The following is a 22,317-nucleotide window of genomic DNA, read 5'->3' as shown; positions in this document are numbered from 1 at the left end:
TCTTTGGGGCATGCGGGGCCACGGAACAGAACATGGCGGCTCTTATTGGCGAGCGTTCGCGCTGCGCGCCGTTTTCTTTGGCGCGGTCGGCAATTGGCGTCCAAGCGACACTGCTGATTGCGCTCGTGCTCAACCTGCGCTGCTTCCGGGCCTTGGCGGCGGCTTCCTCTCCCTCAGCCGCTGCTGCTGAACCGCGTTCTGGCGGCGGCAACATTTGCCTGTTCAGCGAACCCTCTGCGCTAGAGCGGCGAGCTCACCGGTCTTTCTCTGAGTCGGATCCGACTCGATCGTTATTTCTTCGCTTCATTTGTTTTCATCTCTCTATTCTGCGAGGTCACACCCCATGGCCGGACGCTACTTCCGCCGCGCACGGCGCGCCGCCGCCGATTTACCAGACCGCAGCTTCCGGGGGCGCCGTCGTGCGCTCCGTTGCGAGCCGTTAGAAGATCGCCGCCTGCTGGCGGTGCTGACCGTCGACACTGAGCTCGACGTCGTTGATTTCAACGACGGGCTCATGTCGTTGCGCGAGGCGGTGTTCGTCGCGAACACGGTCGCTGGGGTCGACGAAATCCGCTTCGATTTCGGAGACGATGAACCGGCGACGATGCTGCTGACGGGCGGCGAGATCGCGATCACCGAGGGACTCGCGATCATCGGCTTGGGGAGCGACGTCTTTACGATCGACGCCCAGCTGAACTCGCGGATTTTTAGTGTGAGCGGCGACGGTGCTGATCTTGAACTAACCGGCATGACGCTGCTCAATGGCCGGACGACCGCCGACAACCTCACCACCAGCGAGATCACGCAGCAAACGCACAGCGGCGGCGCCATTCGATCGGCGGCGGGCGCTACGCTGAACATCGACGACGTCGTGATTCGCGGCAGCCGCGTGACGGGAGCCAACGCGTCGGGAGGCGCCATCTTCGCTTCCGCGAGTCTGACCGTCGCCAACAGCGTGATTAGTGGAAACTCGGCGAGCGGCCGTAACGGCGTGGGCGGCGGGGTCGCTGCGACAGGCTCCGCATCGATCACCGCAACGACCGTTTCGGGAAACACAGCCAGCCGCGGCGGGGGAGCGAGCGTTTCCTCTGCTGGCAGGCTCTATGTTGATCGCAGCACTTTTAGCAACAACCTCGCGGTCGACTCGTTCGCTGCGCTCGGGGGAGCGATCTACTCGACCGGTTGGACGGAACTCACGAGTTCAACCATCAGCGCGAACGCTGCCCGAACGACGGGTTTCGATTCGGTAGCGCAGGGTGCGGGGATCTGGTCGAGCGGAAGGATGGAAATCGCTCACAGCACGGTCGTGGCGAACACGGCGTCGAGCGTCGGCGCGGGGGCGACGGCGAGCGGCGGCGGAGTCTACGCGAACCACTCGGCCGCGGCGCATTTTCTGGTCGACCACACGATCGTGGCGGGGAATTTCGCAACGGAGGGGCCGGCGGAGATGCGCGTCGGCGATGGTCCGTTGGAAATGCACTACAGCCTCCTCGGCGATAACGACGGGACGTTGCTGGCGGAGGCGCCGATCGGGTGGGCGGACGAGTACGGCAATCTCATCGGCGGGCCAATGTACGGCTTCATCGATCCGCTGCTCGATGGGCTGGAAGACAACGGCGGCCCGACGCGGACGCACGCCTTACTGCCCGGAAGTCCGGCAATTTTCGCGGGAAATCCGTGGACTTTGCCTGGAGGCGACACACCGGAATTCGATCAGCGCGGCGCGGGGCACTCGCGACGCGCGGGAGCGCGGATCGACATCGGAGCGGTGGAGTACTCGGGGCGGACGTTGATCGTCGATTCGCTGGCGGACGACGTCGACGGCGACTACGGGGCGGGAAAGTTCACGCTGCGCGAGGCGCTCGCCGTGGCGAATGAAAACGCAGATTACGACGTGATTGAGTTCTCGACGTCGCTGCTGACCTCGGGACCGGCGACGATTTATTTGAAGAATGGGGAGTTGGCGATCACGCAGGAGGTAGCGATCTATGGCCCCGGAGAGGAGTTGCTCTCGATTAACGGGAGAGAGAACTCCGCCTACTCTCGTGTGATCAACTCAAGCGCCAATATGGAGTTCCGAGGCCTGACGATCACAGCTGGCAAAAAGGGCGGCTCAACCGCTGGCGGGGGAATCATTTCCACCAAAGACCTAACGCTGATCGACGTTGCTGTGACAGACTGCAATGCTGGGACTGGCGCGGGCATTAACGGAGTGAATCTCACATTGATCGCGAGCAGGGTTGAAGGCAACAAAGCATTTCAAGGAACCGGCGGAATTGTTCTGACGGGTAATCTGTACATGGATCGCTCGATCCTAAGAGGAAATTCGCATGAGACCGATGGGCAGTATTCCGCTGGAGGGCTGACAGTATGGCCAGAATACTCGCGGCGTGAGGTCATCGTGGCTAACTCGCTGATTTCGGGCAACACGGGATCGCTTCAAGGCGGCACAGGGGCGATGAGAGTCTATGCCGATTTGTTCATCATGTACAACACTGTAGTTGCAGACAATTCCGGACGTTTTGTTGGCGGCTTAGCCATCGACAGCCGACAAGTCTTTATTATGAATTCGTCGGTCGTACGAAATGTGGGCCAAGGAATCTCGATTACCACAAGCTACAACACGGTTATCGAAGACTCGACGATTAGCGGGAATCGAGCTCCGCTATTCGGAGGCGGAGGCGGAGGCGGAGGCGGCGTTTCGGCGCCCAGCGGCCTCACTATCCGGCGATCTACGATTACGAATAATTCGCTTCCAGGTTCTAATGGGCAGCCGGGAGCCGGCAGCGGGATCTCGACCCCTAGCAGACTCGTGCTTGAGAACTCAATTGTGGCTGGCAACAACGGGCCCGATGCGCCGGACATTGGACTATCGGCTACTGGAACAATCAACGCGAGCAACAGCTTGATTGGCGATAACCGCGGCACGGCGCTGGTCGAGACTCATGGCGACAACGATCAGAAGGGCAATTACATCGGCGGGCCGGTGGGCGGGTTACTTTCGCCGGGACTCGGGCCGCTGATGGACAATGGTGGGCCGCGTTTGCCGGAGGGCTACTTGATGCCGACGCACTTGCCGCTGCCGGGAAGTCGGGTGATCAATCGCGGCAACCTGGTGGCGCAGCCCGGCGATGGGGCGACGCCGGAGTTTGATCAGCGCGGCGAGCCGTACAGCCGTGTCGTTGGGGGGCGCATCGACATCGGGGCCGTCGAGGCGCCGGTTTACAGCGGCTCGGCGACGGGCGATTTCAATCAGGACCTCAAGGTCGATGGCGCCGACTTCCTGGCGTGGCAGCGTGGGTACGGCAAGACGGACGCCGTGGTGAGCGACGGCGATGGACTGCGGGACGGGCAGGTCGACGGCAATGACCTGGCCATCTGGAAGCAGCAATACGGAGCTGTGGTTCCACGCGTGGAACCAGCGGCGATGAGCGTCGTGGAAGTCTTGCAGTCGGCCTCAGCAGCGGGAGCGCTGTTGGTTGCGCGAAAGCCGGCCGCAGCGGGCGTCGCGGAAGAGATTGAGGCGCCGCATTGGAGCGTGCCGCTGACGCCGGCGTTGGAAGGGTTCGCGCGACGCGCCGATGCTGCGGAGTTGCTCGCGGCGAAATGGGCGGCGTTTGCGTTGCAGGGCGAGGTTCGCAGTGCGGCGTTCGATTCCCCGTGGCGGGGAGTGGAGCGTCGCGCGGCAGAGGATGGGTTGCTTGCGGTGGCGGAGGTGGATGGTGCGTTCGAGGAGGGGGAGGGGATGGAACGATCGGCGTGGGAGCTGACTGGTCGCTGAAGCGACTCAGTCCGAATTCAACGCGAAACATGCGCATGAAAAAGCGAGGCGTTCTTGGGAGAACGCCTCGCTCTGTTGAAATGCCTACTTAACTTAACCTTGCTTACTGCTCGTCGAGTCTCTAAGCTCGCCTACTGCTCGTCGCTATCGCGGTTGCGGCGCGAGCCGCGGCCGTTCGTGCCTTCGGCGGCGCCGTCTTGGTCGCCGCCGCGGCCGAAGCGTCCGCCAGTGCCGCCTTGGCCTTGTGCGCTGCCGAGGGCGCCGCGAGCACGGCCGCCCATGCTGCGGGAGAACTTGGTCATTTCGGCGGCGTCGACTTCGCCGTCGCCGTTTTCATCGGCTTGGCGGAGCATGCCGCGAGCTTGTTCGGGGGCTTCGTCGGGGGTGATCTTGCCGTCGCCGTTCTTGTCGAGGGCCATCATCCGCTGCGATGGGTCGTCGCCGCCGCGTCCGCCGGGGCCGCCTGGTCCGCCGAAGCCAGCGCCACCGAAGCCGCCGCCTTGCTGCATCCGTTGTTGGAACTGCTCCATCGCGGAGGTGAGTTCTTCCTTCGTGACCGCGCCGTCGCCGTCTTGGTCGGCGCTGCGCATCATAAACCGTTGACGGGGATCGGTGACTTCATCGGCGGTGAGCTTGCCGTCGCCGTTGGCGTCGGCTTGCATCGCCGCGTCGACCATTTGCTTGGGGTCGCCCATCCCGCCGGGACCGCCGAAGCCTGGGCCGCCAGGACCGCCCGGTCCGCCGCCGCCGGCTTCTTCTTGGGAGATGTTGCCGTCGCCGTCCGTATCGAGCTTCGCGATGCCTGCAGCGGCCTTGCGGAGTTCAGCCTTGCTGATCGAGCCGTCGCCATCGGTGTCGATGGCGGAGAAGAGAGGATTCGGACGGCGGAACCCGCCGCGGCCGAAACGGCCCCCTTCGCCTTCCGGGCCGCCTTCGCCGCCACGGCCAAAGCCGCCGCGCTCGCCACGTTCGCCACCGAAGCCGCCACGTTCACCGCGTTCTCCACGCTCGCCGCGGGGGGCCTCCTCGGCGCCGAACTCCGCGTCGGCGTCGGCGTTGCGGCCACGGGGGGCTTGGGCGAAGGCGGACGACGCCGTCAGCAAACAGAGGGCGATCGCCCAAGAACTTCTGGCCATGACTCGTTCTCCTGATTGAGCCGCCGGCGAGCGAAGGGAGTTCCCTCGAGAAATCGCGAGCGGTCGACTAGTTCTGGTGACTTTCTGCTGTGGGAGGCGTCTCTGACGCCGATCGGGCTCCGCTGCAAGATGCCGCGGGGTCGCGTGCTCAATCGGGATCGGAGATCCCTCCCACAAACACGATTGCTCCGTTGCCGGGAGTATACCTTAGTCGCCCCGTGGCTGCCTGCCGAAGCGACCCGCAGCGGGGCGTTGGGGATTCAAACCCCAGATGATTGCAGTGGTTTCGAGGGAATTGGTTTTGAGGGTGCGGGAGGACGATGGAGCAAGTTGTGCGCCTGTGGGGCGGTTTTTGAGAGCGAGAGGAATTGCCGTCGCGATAGCTCCGGAGGGGCGAAGTGATGTAGCCAGGGGCGCAAGCCCCTGGTCATTGGCGGGAATCGTTGAGTTAGCCCCGTGAGGGGCGGCACTGATCGGATCAGTAGTGTCGCCCCTCCGGGGCTTAAATCTATCTCAACGCATCCAACCAGGGGCTCACGCCCCTGGCTACATCATGCCGCCCCCTCCGGGGGCTGATGACTTCTGCGTCTTCCTCTTCGACGGGGGGATGTTGCGCGTGCCGCGGGGGGCTCGTTTTGGTATCCTCGAACCTCTTTCAGCGTTGGCTGGCGGGCAGACAGGGAGTCGCGGCGGGGAGTTCATGGATCAGACGCAACCGGCAGTATTGGTCACCGGGGCCTCTTCGGGCATCGGGCTCGCGACGGCTCGGCATTTGGCCGCGAACGGCTACCACGTTTTCGCCGGGACGCGGACGGAGGAGGGGCGGGGCAAGCTGGAGCAGCTGGGACTGAGTTCGGTCACGCCCATCTGGCTCGATGTGACCGACCCCGAACAGGCGGAGCAGACGATTGCCAATGTTGCCGCCCAGGCGCCGGGCGGGCTGTTCGCGCTGGTGAACAACGCCGGCATCGGACCGCCGTCGGTCGTGGAACTGTTGGACCTCGACGAGCTGCGGGCGACCCTTGAGGTAAACACGCTGGCGCCGCTGCGGATGATGCAGCTCTGCCTGCCGCTATTGCGGAAAGGGCAGGGGAGGATCGTCAACATTTCGAGCATGAACGGCTCGGTGGCACTGCCGATGGTGGGCGGCTACTCGGCGAGCAAGTTTGCGCTCGAGGCGCTCTCGAACACGCTGCGGGTCGAATTGCGGCCGTGGAAGATTCCGGTGACGGTGATCCGGCCGGGGCAGGTGGGGACGGCGATCTTCGACAAGGCGCGGGAAGCGCTGCACGAGCGCGAGCAGGAACTGCCGCCGGAACTGCGGAATGGCTACGGACCGCTGTTCGCGCGGTGCGCGAAGCTGAACGAGCGCGGGGCCCGCGGGGCCACCTCGCCGGAAAAGGTAGCGGCGGTGGTGCTCAAGGCACTACGGGCGCGGCGGCCGCGGATTCACTATCTCGTCGGGGCCGATGCGGTGTGGCTCGACATCGGGCACGACGTGTTGCCGACTCGGTTGTTGGATCGGTTGATTGCGCGGGTGTCGGGGATGATGAAGGGGCGACCGTAGGGCGCGGTCACGTTGATGGAGCCCCCGGTTTGAAGAACCGGGGGCTAAAACCGTCCCGTGTGCATCAATCTTCTTCGTCTACGGCGTACGTCGGGGCGCCGAGCTCGCCGCGGTAGACTTCGAAGTTCTTCGAGAAGACCTTCTTCGCAAAGAACGCGTCGCCGGGCATGCGGTTCCAGAGGCTCGAGACGATCGGCTGCATTTTGCCGCCGGCGCGCTTCTTGGTTTCGTTCGTGAACGGGCCGAGCGTCAGTGCGTCGCAGCCGAGTTCGATCGCGTGTTCGATCGCGCGGGAAATGAGGTTGTGGTAGGCGAGGATCTCGTGCGAGATCTTGTAGTCGAGCCCGCCGTGGCACTGCATCAGCCGCTTGCCGTCTTGCAGGCAGCTCATGAAGCCGACGACTTGATCGCCAAGGTGCGCGGTGAGGACGATCTGCCACTGCGCGGCGATGGCGTCGGGGTTCGTGAGGACGTCGTTGTAGGGAACGCTGAACTTTGTGTTGACCTCGCTCGAGCCGAGCAGCGACATCACCTGGCGATGCAGCGTCGGGTTCTCGCGAATGACGCCTTGCCACATTTCGATGCGGGCGCCCGCCTTTGTGAACGTGTCGCGCTCGCGGCGGAAGTTGCGGCGGCGGTTGCGCGAGAGCGTCGCCAAGAAGTCGTCGAGCTTCGTACAGTTCTCGGTGACGATCCGCACCATCGGCAGCGTGAGGAATTGATGGTACTTCTCGGTGGCGGCCCACTCGGCTTCGGCGGGCGGCTCGGAGATCCACACCGTGTCGACCTTCTTCTGCGATTTTAGGAAGGCCGAGATGGCGCGCTTCACCGCGGGGCGATCGACGCCGGGGGCGCTGATGAACGGCGAGCCGGCGTCGTAGGCCATGAACGCGGTGTCGACGAGCAGCGTCGTCTTGCGAGCGAGCGGGCCGATGATCGGGCCGAGCCACTTGCGTACGGGAGCCCGCAACATGTCGGTCGCCTTCCGTTTGCGAAGCCGGACGACGGGGGCAATTGCGGCTAACCGCTCGCCGTCGTACGCCTTCGCCCAGAAGAGCTCAGTGTCGGGCGTGGAAAAGGGAAAGTAGCGAGCGCAGCTAACGACATTCTCGCCGGCGCCGACGGCCTCGCGCTCGGCCTGGCTCAGATTGACGTCAGAAGTGACGCGAAACGATGACATGGCGGGAGTTCGGCTGGCGTTCATGGGGATGCTTTTTGACCGCGATTCTTCGCGAACCGGGCGAGTGGCGGAACGCTCCGTGAGCTGCGTCGTCATCTATTTCACTCTCGGCATTTACTCGCGTCGATTCGCGAAATTCGCGATTCATGGGATTCGTCGTCGAACATGAACGAACGCTATACCCAGACGCCCTAAACCAATCTTTCGGGCCAACGGGCGCCGCGGGCACAGATTATGCCCGGGAATGACGAAGATAGCTGTGGCGAGCATTAGAGAGGCGCTCGCCGCACGTGCGGAAGCGCGGTGGTCACCAGGCCGTCGCGCTGGCCGATAACACGCCAATTTGACCCCGCTGGGTAAAATAGATAACGTAAATAGAGCCGGGGCGGTTGAGTTGAGACTGCGTATCAGCGAAACTTTACCGGTCCGCTCTTTGGCGAACAACCTGTTAGCCTGCGACGACATTTGAGGTCGTCTGCTCCCGCCTTCACGGAAGTCCAAACTGCACGGCGGTGCGCTTTCTTTGCGCTAGGCTACGGCAACGCCAGCCCCAGCAAGTTTTGGAGTGCAGCTTTGGCTTCGGTTACTCAATTCACGCCTGATGAAGAGCGCTCGCTCGGCGAAAAGAACACGCTGCCGCGCATGCTCTCGATTCCGTTCGCCGGCCTGGGCATGGGCCTGAACGGATTCCTGCTCGGCGGCTTCGTCGCGTGGAATCAATCGACCCCGTGGATGGTCGCTGCGCTCACGGCGTTCACCGCGTCGATGATGTTCTGCTGGACCAGCGCGCTCCACGAAGCGGCTCACCAGACGCTGTTCAAATCGCGCGGGCTGTCGATTTGGTGCGGACGGTTCCTGGGGACGATGATGTTCACCCCCTACACCGCCTACCGCGAAGTTCACATTCGCCACCACGCTTACCTCAACACTCCTCGCGACTGGGAGCTGTGGCCTTACAGCGATCCGAATGCTTCGCTCGGCTTCCGCCGCGCGTTCGTCTGGTTCGATTTGCTGTGCGGCGTCGCTTCGGGTCCGATCATCTACGGCCGCATTTTCTTTCACCGCGACTCGCCGATTAAGTCCGCGGCGACTCGTCGCGAGATTCGGAACGAATACATTGCCATCGCGGCCGTGTGGGGCGCCATTTGGACGTACGTCGCGCTGACGCATCAGTGGACCGCGCACATCCTCGTGGTGCTGCTGCCGATGTACGTCGCCGCGTTCATGCAAACCTTCCGCAAGTTTACGGAACATCTCGGCATGTCGAGCTTCGATCCGCTGCAGGGGACCCGCACGGTGTTGCCGCGTAAGTGGCTGCTGCGGTTGAGCTCGTTCCTGAACTTCGACATCTTCATTCACGGCCCGCACCATCGTCACCCGCGGCTAACGCACACGACGCTGGAAGCGAAGCTGAACGAGTACCAACGCGAAAACCCCGAGGTGAACTACCCGGCGTACGAGCGGTACTGGAAGGCGATGTTCGCGATGTTCCCCTCGATGATCTTCAACCCCGGCTGCGGGGTGAACGCGGGGAACACCGACCATCTGCAGGCGACCTCCGAGGCGGAGGATTTCGCCAGCGACGTGGTACCGAGCGGCGGTAAGAAGGCCGTGATGCGGTCGGCGTCGTAACGCCTGCAGCCGCGGGGCAACGTCCCCGCCGAAGCAGCTACCGAATGGGGAATGCTGAATGTGGAATGGAGAGGAACCCTGCGCAGAGGTTGCTCTCGCCTACCACATTCCCCATTCAGCATTCCCCATTTCCATTTTCTCTTGCGATCACCGCTCCGGCGGCTCGTTGAGCCGCGGCTACTTATGCGGCTTCGTCGGGCGGGTGATGGCGGCCGGTGAGGCGTTCTCTCAATGCGGCCAGGCGGCCGTGGGGCGTTGTGGCGGCGGGAAGCGCGGCCGCAGGGGCGGCTGCCGCGGGGCGACCCTTCACCGAGAGATCCATCCCTTCGCCGAAGTAATACTTCCTCGCTTCGGGGTTCCGCAGCACTTCCTCAGGTCGACCGTGGCATAACACCTGGCCGGCGCGGATGACGTAACTGCGATCGGTGATCTCGAGCGTCTCGCGGACCTGGTGGTCGGTGATCAGGATCGAGATCCCGCGGGCGCGGAGGTCGCGGACGATCTCCTGGATGCTGGCGATTGTCACCGGGTCGATGCCGGTGAACGGCTCATCAAGCAGAATGATCTGCGGGTTCGAAACGAGGCAGCGGGCGATCTCGACGCGGCGACGCTCACCGCCGGAGAGCGACTGCGCCTTGGCTTTGCGGAGCTTCGTAACGCCGAACTGTTCGAGCAGCTCGTCGCAGCGGAAGCGACGTTCCTTCCGGCTCATGCCGAGCATTTCCATGACGCCGAGCAGGTTGTTCTGCACGGAGAGCTTGCGGAAGACGCTCGACTCCTGGGCGAGGTAGCCCATGCCCCCTTCGCGGGAGCGCTTGTACATCGGCCAGTTGGTGACGTCCTTGTCTTGGAGCGTCACCTTGCCGGCGTCGGGGTCGATCATGCCGCACGACATGCGGAAGGTAGTCGTCTTGCCGGCGCCGTTGGGGCCGAGCAGCCCGACGATTTCGCCGGGAGCGACTTCGTAGTCGACGCCGTCGACGACGCGGCGACGGCCGTAGTTTTTCACGAGGCCGCGAACTTTTAGCAGGGTCATGGGATTCGTCCTCCGTGACGAACTGGGCGTGTCGTGAGTCGCGTTGTTTCTAGCCCCGGGCTCCGCCCAGGGGTCGTGTTGTCAGCTGCACAGCGTCGCGTGATGGAGACTTCCCCCCCCGGCGGAGCCGGGGGCTAGGGCTACCTCACCTTACGCATGTCGCCGAAGGCAGGCCAACCGGGGATCGCTTTCAGGATCGGGAGTTTTTCTGAGAATGGATACGTTCCCCATGAGTGGGGCCAAAACACCGCGACTGCTTTGCCGATCAGCAGGTTGCGATCGAGGTACGGGCCGCCAGGTTCAGCGCCGTTCTCAGCTTCCTTCCAGAGTCGGCAATCTTTACTTGCGGGGCTGTTGTCGCCGAGCACGAAGAGCTGGCCTTCTTCGACCTTGAAGTCGCGTTTGCGTCTCCCCGCAAAGACGCCCCAACGGTCGGGTTGAGCAAACAACTCGTCCATCGGCACCGTCGACTCGAAGTCAACCATCGCCCGCGAGTCTGTGCCAGCCTTGATCGCGATGTAGTAAATATCGCGAAGCAACGCGAGTCGCGTGACCGTCAGCTTGGCGTCGAGGGCGCCCACGCCGGCGGGCGCGAGGTCGCCCTGATCTTCGTCGGCATTCGCGCTGGCCCAGGGGATCATCCCTTTGCGGCCCGTCGGCAGTAGCTTGTCGGGATCGTAGGTCGTGTCGCCGAGGTCGACCAGTTCGCCGTCGATCCACAGCAGCAGCTGATCGTCGACGTTGGCGAAGCGGAGTTCGTACGTTCCGGCGGCGTTGACGCTCGTTTGGCCCGTCGCCTTGAAGTCGAGCGCTTCGCCGGTGCGGGCGTCGACGGCGGTTAGCTCCACCTTGCCGTCGGCGAGATTGAACGTCGCGCGAAAGTGATTGCCTGCCTCGACGAGGTCGAGCATTAATTGGCCGCGAGCTTCCTCGACTTCAACCGTCGCGTCGATCGCAAGATCGCCGACCCATTCAGTTCCTTGGTGCATCGAGTTAGCGCCTAGTTGCCAGCCGCGGCCCTCGGCTTCGTAACGCTGCAGCGAGGCGTTGTAGGGGTTGAAGTCGGTGATCAGCTTCGGAATTTCGTTCGCCCGCAACCTCGCATCCCACTCGCCGCGCGAGATGCCGGCTTTTTCAGCTTCCTCGAGCATCGTCTTGTCCGAACCGTCCTTCGCCAGGCGGCGGGCGTATTCCCAGTTCCCTTCGTTCGGCGTGATGTGCCGGTAGCGAAGCCACGCCAGCGGATCGCTGGCGGATTGATCGATCGAGAACCGTTGCACGACGTTCTTGCCGTCGACCTTCGCGTCGACTTGCCAACCGTCGGGTGTCGTCGCCGCCCACCGCAACGGCCAGCCAGCGTTATAGAGGGTGGCCGATTCGTAGTCCGAATCGTGAATGAGTTCGAGCATCGCGGCGACCTTCTCCGCGGGGCGTCGCGAGATCTGATACTCCGATTCGGCGGCGTCGATCGGCTTCACAAAAATGTCGCCCTGGTAGATGCGGATCTCCTCGCCCGGCAGGCCGACGAGCCGCTTGATGTAATTCATGTTGCCGTCGCCGGGAAACTTGAAAACGACGACGTCCCACCGCTCGGGCTCGCTGAAATCGACGCCGTACTTGTTCACCAGGATGCGATCGCCGGGGTAGCTCGGTTGCAACTCGATTTCCTCGCCGCTGAAATCTTCGGCGACGTTTTTGGGAAGATCGGGCCGCATCGGCATCAGGTTGCGGCACATGGGGCACATGCCGCCGACGACCTCGATGTTCTTGATGTGCTGGCGGACGCGCGTCAGTTCGTTCGTCAGATAATCCAATTGTCGCTGGATGTCTGCCGCGCGTCGCTGATGGCCCGAGCTACGTGCCGCGGAAAGTTCGCGCTGCCCCGCGTCAAGCTGCGCCTCCAGTTGCCGTTCGTTCGCTTTGGCTTTGTCAGTTTCGTCTCCTTCCACGCTCGCCGTGGTGCGGAAGCGGTGGCCGCACTCATTGCAGTTCACGTCCTTGTGCTGCCCCTGCAGAGACGGCGACATCGAACCGGTGGGAATGACGAACGCCTCGGCCTCGAACGTGCGGAAGAGGAACGCGAGCACGAACGCGACGACGATCGATTCGAGCGTCTCGCGGAACATGACGAAGTCGTGGCTCGACTTGGCCTCAGCTTGAACTTTGGCCGGCGCGGTCGCCTCAGGCGTCTCGCGGCGGTCGACGGGGGTCTTGGCTTTGGTCATCTACGGAGAAATTTCAGTATGGAATGCAGCCCGCGATTTACGCTTCGGAGCGAGAATTGGGCGATGGGGTCTTGCAGGTGGTTCGCCGAGGGCGTCGCAATATAGCCGGTGGGGGCGATTCGGGGAAACTTGAAACGGAGAGCTCCCCTGCCCTGCTAGCAGATGGTGGGAATTATACCGGGCGAGGGGCGGGAGGGGCTAAATCGCTCGGCGCCACGCTCCGGCGGGTCGTTGACCCGCGGCTGCGGATTCGTGCTGCGGGAAATCGTGGGAATCGCTACGCTTGGCGGCCGCTTCCCGACTTCCCGGCTCGCTGCAGGCCCTGCCATGTCTCTTCGCCGACTTTTTCGCCGTCGCCCCCATGTGCCGTTCGCCGAGTGGGGCGCCGAGGTGCGACGGTACGAGTTGCCGGCTGACGGCGTCGTGGAGTTCGCCCAGTGGCTCCATCCATGCGTTAGCGAGCAGCCGATCGAGCAGGCGGAAATTGACGGGCTACGACAGTTTATTCGGCCGGGCGACTTTGTGATCGACGTCGGCGCCCACACGGGCGACTCGACGATTCCGCTAGCGCTGGCCTGCGGTTCGACGGGCCGCGTGCTGGCGCTCGAGCCGAACCCACATGTCTACGCGATCCTCGAACAAAACGCCGGCCTGAACTTCGGCCGGACGCGGATCGACTGCCGCTGCTGTGCAGCGACGCCAGAGGACGGCACGTTCACCTTTCACTACGGCGACGCGTCGTTCTGCAACGGCGGGGCCGATGGTTCGCGGAATTGGAACCCGTGGCGGAAGAAGTTTCCGCTGCAGATCGAAGGCCGCAACCTGCTGAACATCCTGCGGACCGAGTACGCCGAGTGCTTGCCGTGGTTGAGCTATGTGAAAGTCGACGCGGAAGGGTTCGATCGGCAGATTCTCGAGTCGATTCTGCCGGTGCTGCGCGAGCGGCGACCGGTGGTGCGGACCGAGGTATTCAAGCGGCTGAGCAATGGCGAGCGGCAAGCGCTGTTCGATTTGCTGAGTTCGGCTGGATACGAACTGCATCGCTACGCGGCGGGGGCCGATCCGGTGGGGCCGATGCTCGCGCGGAATAAGATGAGCGTGGAGCGGCACTTTGACGTGATCGCGCTGCCGAAGAAGCGTGCTGCGGCGGCTGCTTAGGGAAAATGAACCCCTGAAATCCCCTCCCCTTGAGGGGGAGGGTTAGGGAGGGGTGATGACGCGGGTACCAGGGTTCCACCCCCTCCCCAGCCCTCCCCTCAAGGGGGAGGGAGCCACAACCTTCAATGCTACGCGCCCCCCGGGCGGAGCCCGGGGCTAGAAGTGCGTTAAGAATTTCCTTGCTCAGGCAATTCCGCGGTCGCTTTGCGGAACTCAGCGGCGAGCATTTCAATTTGCTCTTCATGCTGCATCTGCCGGGCAGCCCGCATGTCGGCGAGGCCGATGGCGAAGATCACGCCAACGGCGAGCAACAGCGCGAGGAGGTACATCGTCATCGCCAGCGGATTCGGCGGCAGCTGGTTGACCATCGTGATCGCGGCGCCGACGACGCCGATCAGGGCGCTCGCGACCATGCGGCGTTGGAGTTGCCGACGGACGAACTCGCGGCGACGACTGTTGCTAGGAGCGTGAATCCAATCTCGCCACTGATGCCAGTGGAGCGCGAAGAAAATCGCCGACAGGCCGACCAGCAGGTAGCCGAATAGTTCAGGGACGGTCATGGCGACGGCCTTGCTGTCGATGAAGGATTTACCACGACGGCACAACGGACACGACGAAAGACGAAGAATGAGGAACCGCCGATTGACGCAGATAAACGCGGATGGAAAGACGGTAAAGCTGTTGATGAGCAGCGAGTTTACTTTGTCTTCCCCTATCTGCGTTCATTCGCGTTCATCGGCGGTTCCATCTTCCCGGCCCTGTATTCCGTCGTGCTCGTCGTGTCGTCGTGGTTCAATTCTCACAACGTTACGCCCGCAGTTCGCCGCCGACTTGCTGCGAGAGGATTTCAACGATGCGTGCCCGCACGGCGTCGGCCTCTTCGTTGGTCAGCGTCGCCGTGGCCGAGCGGAGTTGCAGGCTGAAGAGGAGGCTCTTCTTGCCGGCGCCAAGCCGCTGGGCGTCGCGGTACGTTTCCTGAAATTGTACCGACTCGATCAGATCGCCGCCCGCGGTGCGGACGAGCCGCTCGACTTCCGACCAGCGAATCGTTTCGTTGACGACGATGTTCACGTCGCGGCTGACCGGCGGGTACTGCGACAGCGGCACGGCGGTGGGGGCGAGCTCCGCGGCCGCGATGAGAATTTCGACGTCGATCTCGGCGACCGTCGAGCCGCCGCGAAGTTCGAACCGCTCGCGGCCCGCCTTCGACAGTTCGCCGAGGTAGCCGAGCGTGTGCTCGCCGAGCCGCAAGCGGCACTGGCGGGCGTCGTCGAGCAACGGGTAGTCGACCTCGCCGACCTGCAGTTCTTGCGACGGTGCGATGCGGGCGACGAGGGCTTCGAGAATGCCCTTCAACTCCAGAAAACCGCCGCCGCTGGTGATGGCAAGCAAGCGCTTCTGCTGCGGGATTTCGCCGGCGATCGGCAGGTAGACGTTGGCGATTTCGAACAGCTCGATCGTGGGGTTCGAGAGCTTTTCGTTGTGGCGACGAGCCGTGAGCAAGCTCGGCACGAGCGTTTGTCGCAGGCAATCGGCGCGGCGGAGCACGGCAGTCGACGCACGGAGCGGCGCCTCATCCGACCAGGGCTGAATCGCATCGACGAGCGTTTCGTCGACGGCGCTCAGCGTCATCGCTTCGTCGAAACCGGCCGCGGTGAGCGTCGCGCGAACGCGGTCGAGCACGCGATCGAGCCGCGTGCGGGTCGACGCGGCCATCTTCACATTGCTGTCTTCGGGGATCTGGTCGTAGCCGTAAATACGGGCGACTTCTTCGATGAGGTCAATCTCGCGGGTGAGATCGGCCCGCCAGCTCGGCGGCAGCACCTTGATGCAGTGATCGCAAATGTGCGTCTCTTCGCAGCCGAGAGCGGTGAGAATCTTTTGCACCGTGACGACAGGGACTTCGATGCCGAGGACGCGCGGGAGTTGGGCCCAACGGAGCTTCACCACTTCGCGTTCTTTCGGCGTCACGGCGGGGCCGACGTCGATCACTCCCTCGGCCAGCGTGCCGCCGGCGGTTTGGAGGATCAGCTCGCAGGCGCGACGGCTCGCCCAATCGAGGCCGGCGAGGTCGACGCTGCGCTCAAACCGGTACGACGACGGGCTGTGGAGATGGTGACGCCGCGCGGTGGTGCGCACCGAAAGCGGGGCGAACGCGGCCGATTCGATAAGCACGTCGACCGTGGCGTCGGTCACTTCGCTATCGACGCCCCCCATCACGCCGGCGACGGCGACGGGCCGCTTCGCGTCGGCGATAACGCACGTGTCCGCGGCGAGTTCGTATTCCTGATGGTTGATCGCTTGGAACTTCTCGCCCGGCTTCGCGGCGCGGACGATGATCTTGCCGCCGGAGAGCTTCGCAAAGTCAAACGCATGGAGCGGCTGGCCGCACTCGAACATCACGTAGTTGGTGACGTCGACGACGTTGTTGATCACCGCGATGCCGAGCGTGCGGAGGCGATCGGCGAGCCACGCCGGGCTGGGGCCGATCTTCACGCCGCGGATGAGGCGGGCGGTGTAGCGGGGGCACAGCTCGGGGGCTTCGATCGTCACGCTGGTGAGAGTGTCTATCTTCGGGCCCTTCGCAGCGACCGTGGCGGCGGGGATCGCGATCGGCAGGTCGTAGAGGACGCCGACTTCGCGGGCGACGCCGATGTGGCCGAGGCAATCGGGGCGATTGCTGGTGACTTCAAGGTCGATCGCTTCGTCGCTCGCGCTCTCGAAGTTGAGGCCGGAGAGAGCGAAGCGATCGGCTAGTTCAGCCGACGGCATCGTGATAGCGACGTAGTCTCTTAGCCAATCGAGTGAAACGATCATGGGAAAAAGATCTCACGCAAAGGCGCGAAGGAATTTGAAGTCAGCTCACTTAGCGCCTTTGCGCCTTTGCGTGAGACATGCATTTAGAACTGCGATAAAAACCGCACGTCGTTTTCGTACAACGCGCGGATGTCGGTGATGCCGTGTTGCCGCATGCAGACGCGTTCGACGCCCAGGCCGAAGGCGAAGCCGGTGACCTCTTCGGGGTCGTAGCCGACGGCTCGCAGGACGTTGGGGTCGACCATGCCGGCGCCGCCCATTTCCATCCAGCCTCCCTGCCAGTTCATGTCGACTTCGACGCTCGGCTCGGTGAACGGGAAGAACGACGGGCGGAAACGGATGTGCACCTCGTCTTTGCCGAAGTAGCTTTGGCAGAAGAGGCGGAGGACGCTCTTCAGGTCGGCCATCGTCACGCCGCGATCGACCAGCAGACCTTCGATCTGGTGGAACATCGGGTAGTGCGTGGCGTCGGCCGTATCGGGGCGATAGACGCGGCCGAGGGAGATGATCCGCACGGGTGGCGGGGTGCTCTCCATGACGCGGATTTGGACGGTGCTGGTTTGGCTGCGGAGGAGGAGCGGTTTTTCTGGCGCTGCTCCAGCGGCGGGGCCTGGCACCCGGTTTGAAGAACCGGGGGCTAATGCAGTTGCTGTCGCCAGGTAGAAGTTATCGAGGGGATCTCTCGCGGGGTGGATCGCGGGGATGTTGAGGGCTTCGAAGTTGTGCCACTCGTCTTCGATCTCGGGGCCCTCGACGGCGGTGAAGCCGAGGCGGCCCATGATGTCCTTCATGTCGGCGATCGTTTGCGTCACCGGATGAAGGTGGCCCAAGCGGAACGGTCGGCCGGGCTGAGTGGGATCGAATGATGCTAAAGCACCGGTGAGGGTAGACGAGACTCCCGATATGTCGACCGTATGGATGCGCACTCTAGCCGCTTCGAGCGCGGCCTCCACGGCGGCCTTCGCCTCGTTGAACTTCTTACCGGCGGCTGGCTTGTCGGCCTTGTCGACCTTGCCGAGGCCTTGCTGCGCAGCTTTCAGCTTGCCCGCCTTGGCGCCGGTGAAGTCGACGCGGGCCTCTTCGAGCGCAGCGGCATCGGCGACTGCTGCGAACGCTTGTTGCGCGGCGGCGCTCAACTCGTCGAGCGAGGCGCAGAACTCGCGTAGACCGTCGGATACGTTAGAAGTCGTCATGGCACACGATAGCCTAACGGCCATCTAGCCGGACCGCCACGCGGTCCGGGAGGAAGCGGCGAACGTTCTCCACCGCCGCCCGGCGGGCGTGGCCCGCCGGCTAGTGACGGCGCTGGTGCCGTTACCGCAGCTGAACTGACTTGAAGACCGACTGCAGTAAGTGCAGTTTAGGCCGACAGCGCTTCGCGGGCCTTGGCCACGATCGCATCGAACGCAGCGGGATCGGCAATCGCGATTTCCGACAGGGTCTTGCGATCGAGGTCGATCTGGGCCTTCTTCAGGCCGGCGATGAACTCGCTGTAGCGGAGACCACGCTCGCGGGCGGCGGCGTTGATGCGGATGATCCACAGCTTGCGGAACTCACGCTTCTTCACGCGGCGATCGCGGAAGGCGTACGCCTCGGCGCGGACGAGCGTTTCCTTGGCACTGCGGAGGAGCGTTCCGCGTCCGCCGGTAAAGCCCTTGGTCTTCTTGAAGAGGCGATTCTTCGCCTTGTTACGGGCTGAGCCCTTGGTGGTTCTCATTAAAGGAACCCCTTATTGCTGAAGTCTCACGCCCAGGCCTCTTCCATGGTGGAAGACGTTTAACGCCCGGCGAGGTTGGTAGTGGGGATGGTGACGCGTCACCAATCACCCGGGTTAGTAGCTGTTTCCGCAGAGAGCCTTGATCACCATCTTCGATTCGACGGTAGCCGAGACTTCGGTGCCACGGAGTTGGCGCTTGCGCTTGCTGCTCATGCGGGCGGCCAAATGGCTGGTGCCTGCCGAACGGTGCTTCGCCTTGCCCGTGGCGGTGAGACGGAAACGCTTCTTGGTACCCTTGTGGGTCTTTTGCTTTGGCATGACTCTATCTCCCCTTTGCGGGGATTGGGCCTCAAAACAGGTGGTAGCCCCGCATCATAACAAAATTGGTCGGGGTGAAAAGCCGCCTTTTTCGCAGTTGCTGGCCTGTGGTCGTTCGTTTGGCAATATTGACGGCACGCGCCACGGAAAATTGGGCGGGTGGACTGGAAATCTGCACTCTAACGTGCACAATTTCTCACGTTGGGCAGTAGCCCGTCGTGGAGTTATCGGCTGTTGATGGCAACGGCTCCATCGAAGCCCCTCCCACAGAGGGGGCACGACCTACTCGGCTCAGCGACAAGACAGCGACAGAAGCCGTAAACCACTTGCTCGTAATAACTTGCAGCGAGAGAGTTCGCGAACCGAGCCCGAACAGCCCATTCTCACACGGGAAACGGCGACTTGAACGAGGAACCTGCCGAACCTGAGCCGCAAGTGGCGCCGCCCACGGCCGGCCGGGGAATAAAGGGGCGATTTTTCGCATTCCTGGCGGTCGGCGTTGGGGTGCTCGCGGGGCTGGGCCTCTTCACCTTCGGATACGGCCAGGGCGCCAGCTACCTCAGCAACGATCCCAAAGGCTGCGTTAACTGCCATGTGATGCAGGGGCATTTTGATTCCTGGGAGCAATCGAGCCACCGCCACGTCGCCGTCTGCAACGACTGCCACTTGCCCCATCACCCGATCGGCAAGTGGGTCACCAAGGCCGACAATGGGTTCTTTCATTCGCTGGCGTTCACGCTCGAAAACTTTCACGAGCCGATCCAGATCAAGCCGCGCAATCGCCGGGTGACGCAGGAGGCTTGCCTCCATTGCCACGCCGATCTCGTCCACAACCTGCTCCCCGCCGAATCGGGGGGCGACATGCTCAATTGCATTCATTGCCACAGCGACGTCGGTCACGCTTTCAAAGACTGAAAGCTTAGTCGACGACTCGCCGCCACTTTTCCGAACGCCGTCGGAGCCTCGCCAACATGAGTTCAGCCGCCGCCAAAACTCCTGCCACGAAGCCCAAGCGCTCACGCGGTCCGTTGCTGCTGGCGCTGCTCGCGGCGGTCGTCGCGCTCGCCACGGTCGGCGTCGCGGCGCTGCTCATTTCGATCTTCGAGCATAAGCAGGAAGGCCGCACGCCGTTCGTGCGATTGGTCGATGTGAAAGAAACAAGCACCGATCCCGTCCCTTGGGGTATCAATTGGCCGTCGCAGTTCGACAGCTATCGCCGCACGGTCGATGACGAAGAGACGGAGCGCGGCGGCTCAAGCGCGATGCCGGCGAGCAAGCTCGACGAGCACCCTTGGCTCAAGCGACTGTACGCCGGCTACGCCTTCAGCATCGACTATCGCGAAGCGCGTGGCCACGCTTACATGCTGTACGACCAGGAGGTGACCGATCGCGTGACGCAGCGCCCACAGAGCGGGGCGTGCCTCCATTGCCATGCGTCGATCATTCCGACGTATCGCCGACTAGGGCTTGAAGCCGAAGGGAAGGAAGCGGACGCGGAGACGCTGGCGAACGATTTTAATTGGCCCGCCGTGATGGAAGGGTTCAAGCTTGCCAGTGCGATGGAGTACTCGGCGGCGCACAACGAACTTCTCAAAACGCCCGATGGTACGCCGGGGGAGAAGAATCCGCTATTTCCCGGGGGAAATACGCCAAATACGCCGGCCAACCCGCCCGCTTCGGAAGGGAAACCGTCCGATGGCGAGGACGACGTGGGCACTGGTGAAGAGGCCGCAGGCAAGGTCGACGAGCATCACCTCGGCGACGCCCATCCGGTGGCGTGCATCGACTGCCACGATCCGAAGACGATGGAGTTACGGATCACGCGGCCTGGGTTCATCAACGGCATCGCCGCGCTCGCGGAGAGCGATGATCCAGTTCCGCACATGCCGAGCGTCGAGCGGTGGCGGAAAGGGAATCGCCAGCGGCCGTATGATCCGAACGTCGATGCCTCGCGACAGGAGAAACGCAGCTTCGTCTGCGGGCAGTGCCACGTCGAGTACTACTGCGGCCCGAAGGAGACGTTGTTTTTTCCTTGGCAGAACGGGCTGAAGATCGAGCAGATCGAAAAGACGTACGACGGGCACAAGTTCCCCGACGGCGAGCCGTTCTACGACTTCGTCCATGGCGAGACTGGTGCGCACGTTTACAAAGCGCAGCATCCGGAATTCGAGATGTGGAGCCAAGGGATCCACGCGCGCAGTGGCGTAAGTTGCGCCGACTGCCATATGCCTTATCAACGCGAGGGAGCGATGAAGGTGAGCAGCCACTGGGTGCGGAGCCCGCTGCTAAACACCAACAACGCATGCCAAACGTGCCACAATGTTCCCGAAGAGGAACTGCGCGACAAGGTCGCCACGATCCAGGGACGGACGACCGCGCAGATAGAACGGGCCGCCGTCGCGCTCACCGACATGCTCGACGCGATTCGCGACGCCGAAGCGGCGGGGGCGACCGAAGAGGAACTGGGGCTAATCTTCGAGTTGCAGAAGAAAGCGGCGTGGCGGCTCGACTTTGTGAGCAGCGAAAACTCGAAGGGATTCCACGCCGACCAGGAGGCGATGCGGATTTTGGGCGAGTCGATCGACTATAGCCGCCAAGCCGAGGCAGCGGCGCTGCGTCTGAGAGCGCCGAAGGCGCCGGAGTCGACGCGCGAGGTCGTTCCGGTTGAGGGCGTAACGCCGGCACGGAAGAACTAGCGGCGGTATTCGCGCACTGACGAAAGGCGCCCCCCGTTGGCGCCTTCAGAACACTTGACTCCTCCCAGGCCGCAGTTTATTTTACCGAAAGGTTATTTAACCAAAAGGTAAATCGCCATGACGGCCGATAAGCTTTCCGCGACGTTTGCCGCGCTGGCCGACCCCACTCGCCGGGCGATTCTCGGGCGATTGGCCAAGGGGCAGTCGTCGGTGACCGAGCTAGCATCTCCCTTTAAGATGACGATGCCCGCAATTTCGAAGCATTTGAAGGTGCTCGAGAAGGCGGGGCTCATCGAACGGGGGCGCGACGCCCAATGGCGGCCCTGTCGGCTGAAGGCGAAGCCGCTGGCCGAGGCGGCGGGGTGGATCGACCAGTACCGCCAGTTTTGGGAGGAGAGCTTCGATCGACTCGACGCCTACCTCCAGGAGATTCAGCGCAAGGAAGCGGACGCGACCCCGGAGTCGGCGAGCGAAACGGCCGCCGCTCCTCCTACCGATTCCCCGGAGCCAATCGATGACCGCCAGCTTTGACCCTGCCGCCAACGAGTCGACTTCCGACCGCGAGATTGTCATTACCCGGCTGCTCGACGCCCCGCGGGAGCTAGCGTTCTCGGCGTGGACCGACCCCGAGAAGGTGGTGAAGTGGTGGGGGCCGAACGGGTTTACGACGACGATCGAGCGGATGGACGTCCGCCCGGGCGGCGTTTGGAAGTACGTAATGCACGGCCCCGATGGAACCAACTATCCGAACAAGACGGTGTACGAAGAAATCGTCCCGCCGGAACGGCTGGTTTACACCCATAGCGGGGGCGATCCCGTGCCGGGCGAGCGGGCGGTGCAATTTCGCTCGACCGTGACATTTGTACAGCAAGGCGGCCAGACTAAGATAACCATGCAAATGGTGTTCAAGACGCCGGATGATCGCGCATACGTCGTGGAGAAGTATGGGGCGATTGAAGGCGCGGTGCAGCATTTGGCGCGGTTGAATGAGTTTTTGTTGGGATAGGTCAGTGGTCCGTTGTCAGTGGTCAGTGGTCAGTGGCTGGCGATGGGG

General features: G+C 63.2%; 17 protein-coding genes. 8 read left to right on the top strand and 9 right to left on the bottom strand.

Annotation, left to right across the window (positions count from 1 at the left end; all coding sequences use genetic code 11):
* Nucleotides 1–343: 343 nt before the first annotated feature.
* Complete coding sequence (locus PLANPX_RS04875; protein WP_152097646.1) at nucleotides 344–3,781, top strand: choice-of-anchor Q domain-containing protein; 3,438 nt, start codon at nucleotides 344–346, stop codon at nucleotides 3,779–3,781.
* Nucleotides 3,782–3,912: 131 nt separating this feature from the next.
* Here the strand turns inward: PLANPX_RS04875 and PLANPX_RS04870 are convergent, their stop codons facing one another.
* On the bottom strand, nucleotides 3,913–4,917 hold the full coding sequence (locus PLANPX_RS04870) for an EF-hand domain-containing protein (protein WP_152097645.1): 1,005 nt from the start codon (nucleotides 4,915–4,917) through the stop codon (nucleotides 3,913–3,915).
* Nucleotides 4,918–5,470: 553 nt separating this feature from the next.
* On the opposite strand from PLANPX_RS04870, the gene PLANPX_RS04865 reads away from it, so the two are divergent.
* Nucleotides 5,471–6,484, top strand: coding sequence for an SDR family oxidoreductase (locus tag PLANPX_RS04865; RefSeq protein WP_152097644.1), 1,014 nt, complete (start codon nucleotides 5,471–5,473; stop codon nucleotides 6,482–6,484).
* Between the two features lie 64 nt (nucleotides 6,485–6,548).
* On the opposite strand, the gene PLANPX_RS04860 is transcribed toward PLANPX_RS04865, so the two are convergent.
* On the bottom strand, nucleotides 6,549–7,664 hold the full coding sequence (locus tag PLANPX_RS04860) for a GNAT family N-acetyltransferase (RefSeq protein ID WP_172991874.1): 1,116 nt from the start codon (nucleotides 7,662–7,664) through the stop codon (nucleotides 6,549–6,551).
* A 573-nt stretch (nucleotides 7,665–8,237) separates the two neighbouring features.
* Between PLANPX_RS04860 and PLANPX_RS04855 the strand changes: the two genes are divergently transcribed.
* On the top strand, nucleotides 8,238–9,296 hold the full coding sequence (locus tag PLANPX_RS04855; protein WP_152097642.1) for a fatty acid desaturase family protein: 1,059 nt from the start codon (nucleotides 8,238–8,240) through the stop codon (nucleotides 9,294–9,296).
* Between the two features lie 181 nt (nucleotides 9,297–9,477).
* Here the strand turns inward: PLANPX_RS04855 and lptB are convergent, their stop codons facing one another.
* A complete protein-coding gene (gene lptB, locus PLANPX_RS04850; RefSeq protein ID WP_152097641.1) occupies nucleotides 9,478–10,332 on the bottom strand; it encodes an LPS export ABC transporter ATP-binding protein in 855 nt (284 codons plus the stop codon).
* A gap of 140 nt (nucleotides 10,333–10,472) precedes the next feature.
* Nucleotides 10,473–12,557, bottom strand: a complete 2,085-nt coding sequence (gene lepB, locus PLANPX_RS27635; protein ID WP_152097640.1) for a signal peptidase I — start codon at nucleotides 12,555–12,557, stop codon at nucleotides 10,473–10,475.
* A 327-nt stretch (nucleotides 12,558–12,884) separates the two neighbouring features.
* On the opposite strand from lepB, the gene PLANPX_RS04840 reads away from it, so the two are divergent.
* Entirely contained in the window at nucleotides 12,885–13,715 is an 831-nt protein-coding gene (locus PLANPX_RS04840) for an FkbM family methyltransferase (protein ID WP_172991873.1), read from the top strand.
* A 167-nt stretch (nucleotides 13,716–13,882) separates the two neighbouring features.
* On the opposite strand, the gene PLANPX_RS04835 is transcribed toward PLANPX_RS04840, so the two are convergent.
* From PLANPX_RS04835 to rpmI, 5 genes are all read right to left on the bottom strand, one after another.
* Nucleotides 13,883–14,275, bottom strand: coding sequence for a hypothetical protein (locus PLANPX_RS04835; protein ID WP_152097638.1), 393 nt, complete (start codon nucleotides 14,273–14,275; stop codon nucleotides 13,883–13,885).
* A 247-nt stretch (nucleotides 14,276–14,522) separates the two neighbouring features.
* Nucleotides 14,523–16,532, bottom strand: a complete 2,010-nt coding sequence (gene pheT, locus PLANPX_RS04830) for a phenylalanine--tRNA ligase subunit beta (protein WP_152097637.1) — start codon at nucleotides 16,530–16,532, stop codon at nucleotides 14,523–14,525.
* 83 nt (nucleotides 16,533–16,615) lie between these two features.
* A complete protein-coding gene (gene pheS, locus PLANPX_RS04825) occupies nucleotides 16,616–17,725 on the bottom strand; it encodes a phenylalanine--tRNA ligase subunit alpha (RefSeq protein ID WP_152097636.1) in 1,110 nt (369 codons plus the stop codon).
* Between the two features lie 167 nt (nucleotides 17,726–17,892).
* Nucleotides 17,893–18,249, bottom strand: a complete 357-nt coding sequence (gene rplT / locus PLANPX_RS04820; RefSeq protein ID WP_152097635.1) for a 50S ribosomal protein L20 — start codon at nucleotides 18,247–18,249, stop codon at nucleotides 17,893–17,895.
* A gap of 114 nt (nucleotides 18,250–18,363) precedes the next feature.
* Nucleotides 18,364–18,567 carry a 50S ribosomal protein L35 gene (gene rpmI, locus PLANPX_RS04815; RefSeq protein ID WP_152097634.1) on the bottom strand — a complete coding sequence of 68 codons (204 nt, stop codon included), beginning with the start codon at nucleotides 18,565–18,567 and terminating at the stop codon, nucleotides 18,364–18,366.
* A 402-nt stretch (nucleotides 18,568–18,969) separates the two neighbouring features.
* Here rpmI and nrfH point away from each other — a divergent pair, with 402 nt between their 5' ends.
* The 4 genes from nrfH to PLANPX_RS04795 all read left to right on the top strand — a co-directional run bounded on the left by nrfH (nucleotide 18,970) and on the right by PLANPX_RS04795 (nucleotide 22,269).
* Nucleotides 18,970–19,482, top strand: coding sequence for a cytochrome c nitrite reductase small subunit (gene nrfH / locus PLANPX_RS04810; protein WP_152097633.1), 513 nt, complete (start codon nucleotides 18,970–18,972; stop codon nucleotides 19,480–19,482).
* Between the two features lie 56 nt (nucleotides 19,483–19,538).
* A complete protein-coding gene (locus tag PLANPX_RS04805) occupies nucleotides 19,539–21,263 on the top strand; it encodes an ammonia-forming cytochrome c nitrite reductase subunit c552 (protein ID WP_152097632.1) in 1,725 nt (574 codons plus the stop codon).
* 117 nt (nucleotides 21,264–21,380) lie between these two features.
* Nucleotides 21,381–21,794, top strand: coding sequence for an ArsR/SmtB family transcription factor (locus PLANPX_RS04800; RefSeq protein WP_152097631.1), 414 nt, complete (start codon nucleotides 21,381–21,383; stop codon nucleotides 21,792–21,794).
* Complete coding sequence (locus PLANPX_RS04795; RefSeq protein ID WP_152097630.1) at nucleotides 21,778–22,269, top strand: SRPBCC family protein; 492 nt, start codon at nucleotides 21,778–21,780, stop codon at nucleotides 22,267–22,269. The genes PLANPX_RS04800 and PLANPX_RS04795 overlap by 17 nt, the downstream gene beginning before the upstream one ends.
* Nucleotides 22,270–22,317: the final 48 nt, after the last annotated feature.

Source organism: Lacipirellula parvula (assembly GCF_009177095.1).
Taxonomy (GTDB): Bacteria; Planctomycetota; Planctomycetia; order Pirellulales; family Lacipirellulaceae; genus Lacipirellula; species Lacipirellula parvula.
This window is presented reverse-complemented; position numbering and strand designations above follow the sequence as displayed.

Bases quoted from the DNA above. Each gene is read 5' to 3' on its own strand.
- PLANPX_RS04875 (WP_152097646.1), top strand. From the start codon at position 344: ATGGCCGGACGCTACTTCCGCCGCGCACGGCGCGCCGCCGCCGATTTA.
- PLANPX_RS04870 (WP_152097645.1), bottom strand. From the start codon at position 4,917: ATGGCCAGAAGTTCTTGGGCGATCGCCCTCTGTTTGCTGACGGCGTCG.
- PLANPX_RS04865 (WP_152097644.1), top strand. From the start codon at position 5,471: ATGCCGCCCCCTCCGGGGGCTGATGACTTCTGCGTCTTCCTCTTCGAC.
- PLANPX_RS04860 (WP_172991874.1), bottom strand. From the start codon at position 7,664: ATGTCATCGTTTCGCGTCACTTCTGACGTCAATCTGAGCCAGGCCGAG.
- lptB (WP_152097641.1), bottom strand. From the start codon at position 10,332: ATGACCCTGCTAAAAGTTCGCGGCCTCGTGAAAAACTACGGCCGTCGC.
- lepB (WP_152097640.1), bottom strand. From the start codon at position 12,557: ATGACCAAAGCCAAGACCCCCGTCGACCGCCGCGAGACGCCTGAGGCG.
- PLANPX_RS04840 (WP_172991873.1), top strand. From the start codon at position 12,885: ATGTCTCTTCGCCGACTTTTTCGCCGTCGCCCCCATGTGCCGTTCGCC.
- PLANPX_RS04835 (WP_152097638.1), bottom strand. From the start codon at position 14,275: ATGACCGTCCCTGAACTATTCGGCTACCTGCTGGTCGGCCTGTCGGCG.
- pheT (WP_152097637.1), bottom strand. From the start codon at position 16,532: ATGATCGTTTCACTCGATTGGCTAAGAGACTACGTCGCTATCACGATG.
- pheS (WP_152097636.1), bottom strand. From the start codon at position 17,725: ATGACGACTTCTAACGTATCCGACGGTCTACGCGAGTTCTGCGCCTCG.
- rplT (WP_152097635.1), bottom strand. From the start codon at position 18,249: ATGAGAACCACCAAGGGCTCAGCCCGTAACAAGGCGAAGAATCGCCTC.
- rpmI (WP_152097634.1), bottom strand. From the start codon at position 18,567: ATGCCAAAGCAAAAGACCCACAAGGGTACCAAGAAGCGTTTCCGTCTC.
- PLANPX_RS04805 (WP_152097632.1), top strand. From the start codon at position 19,539: ATGAGTTCAGCCGCCGCCAAAACTCCTGCCACGAAGCCCAAGCGCTCA.
- PLANPX_RS04800 (WP_152097631.1), top strand. From the start codon at position 21,381: ATGACGGCCGATAAGCTTTCCGCGACGTTTGCCGCGCTGGCCGACCCC.
- PLANPX_RS04795 (WP_152097630.1), top strand. From the start codon at position 21,778: ATGACCGCCAGCTTTGACCCTGCCGCCAACGAGTCGACTTCCGACCGC.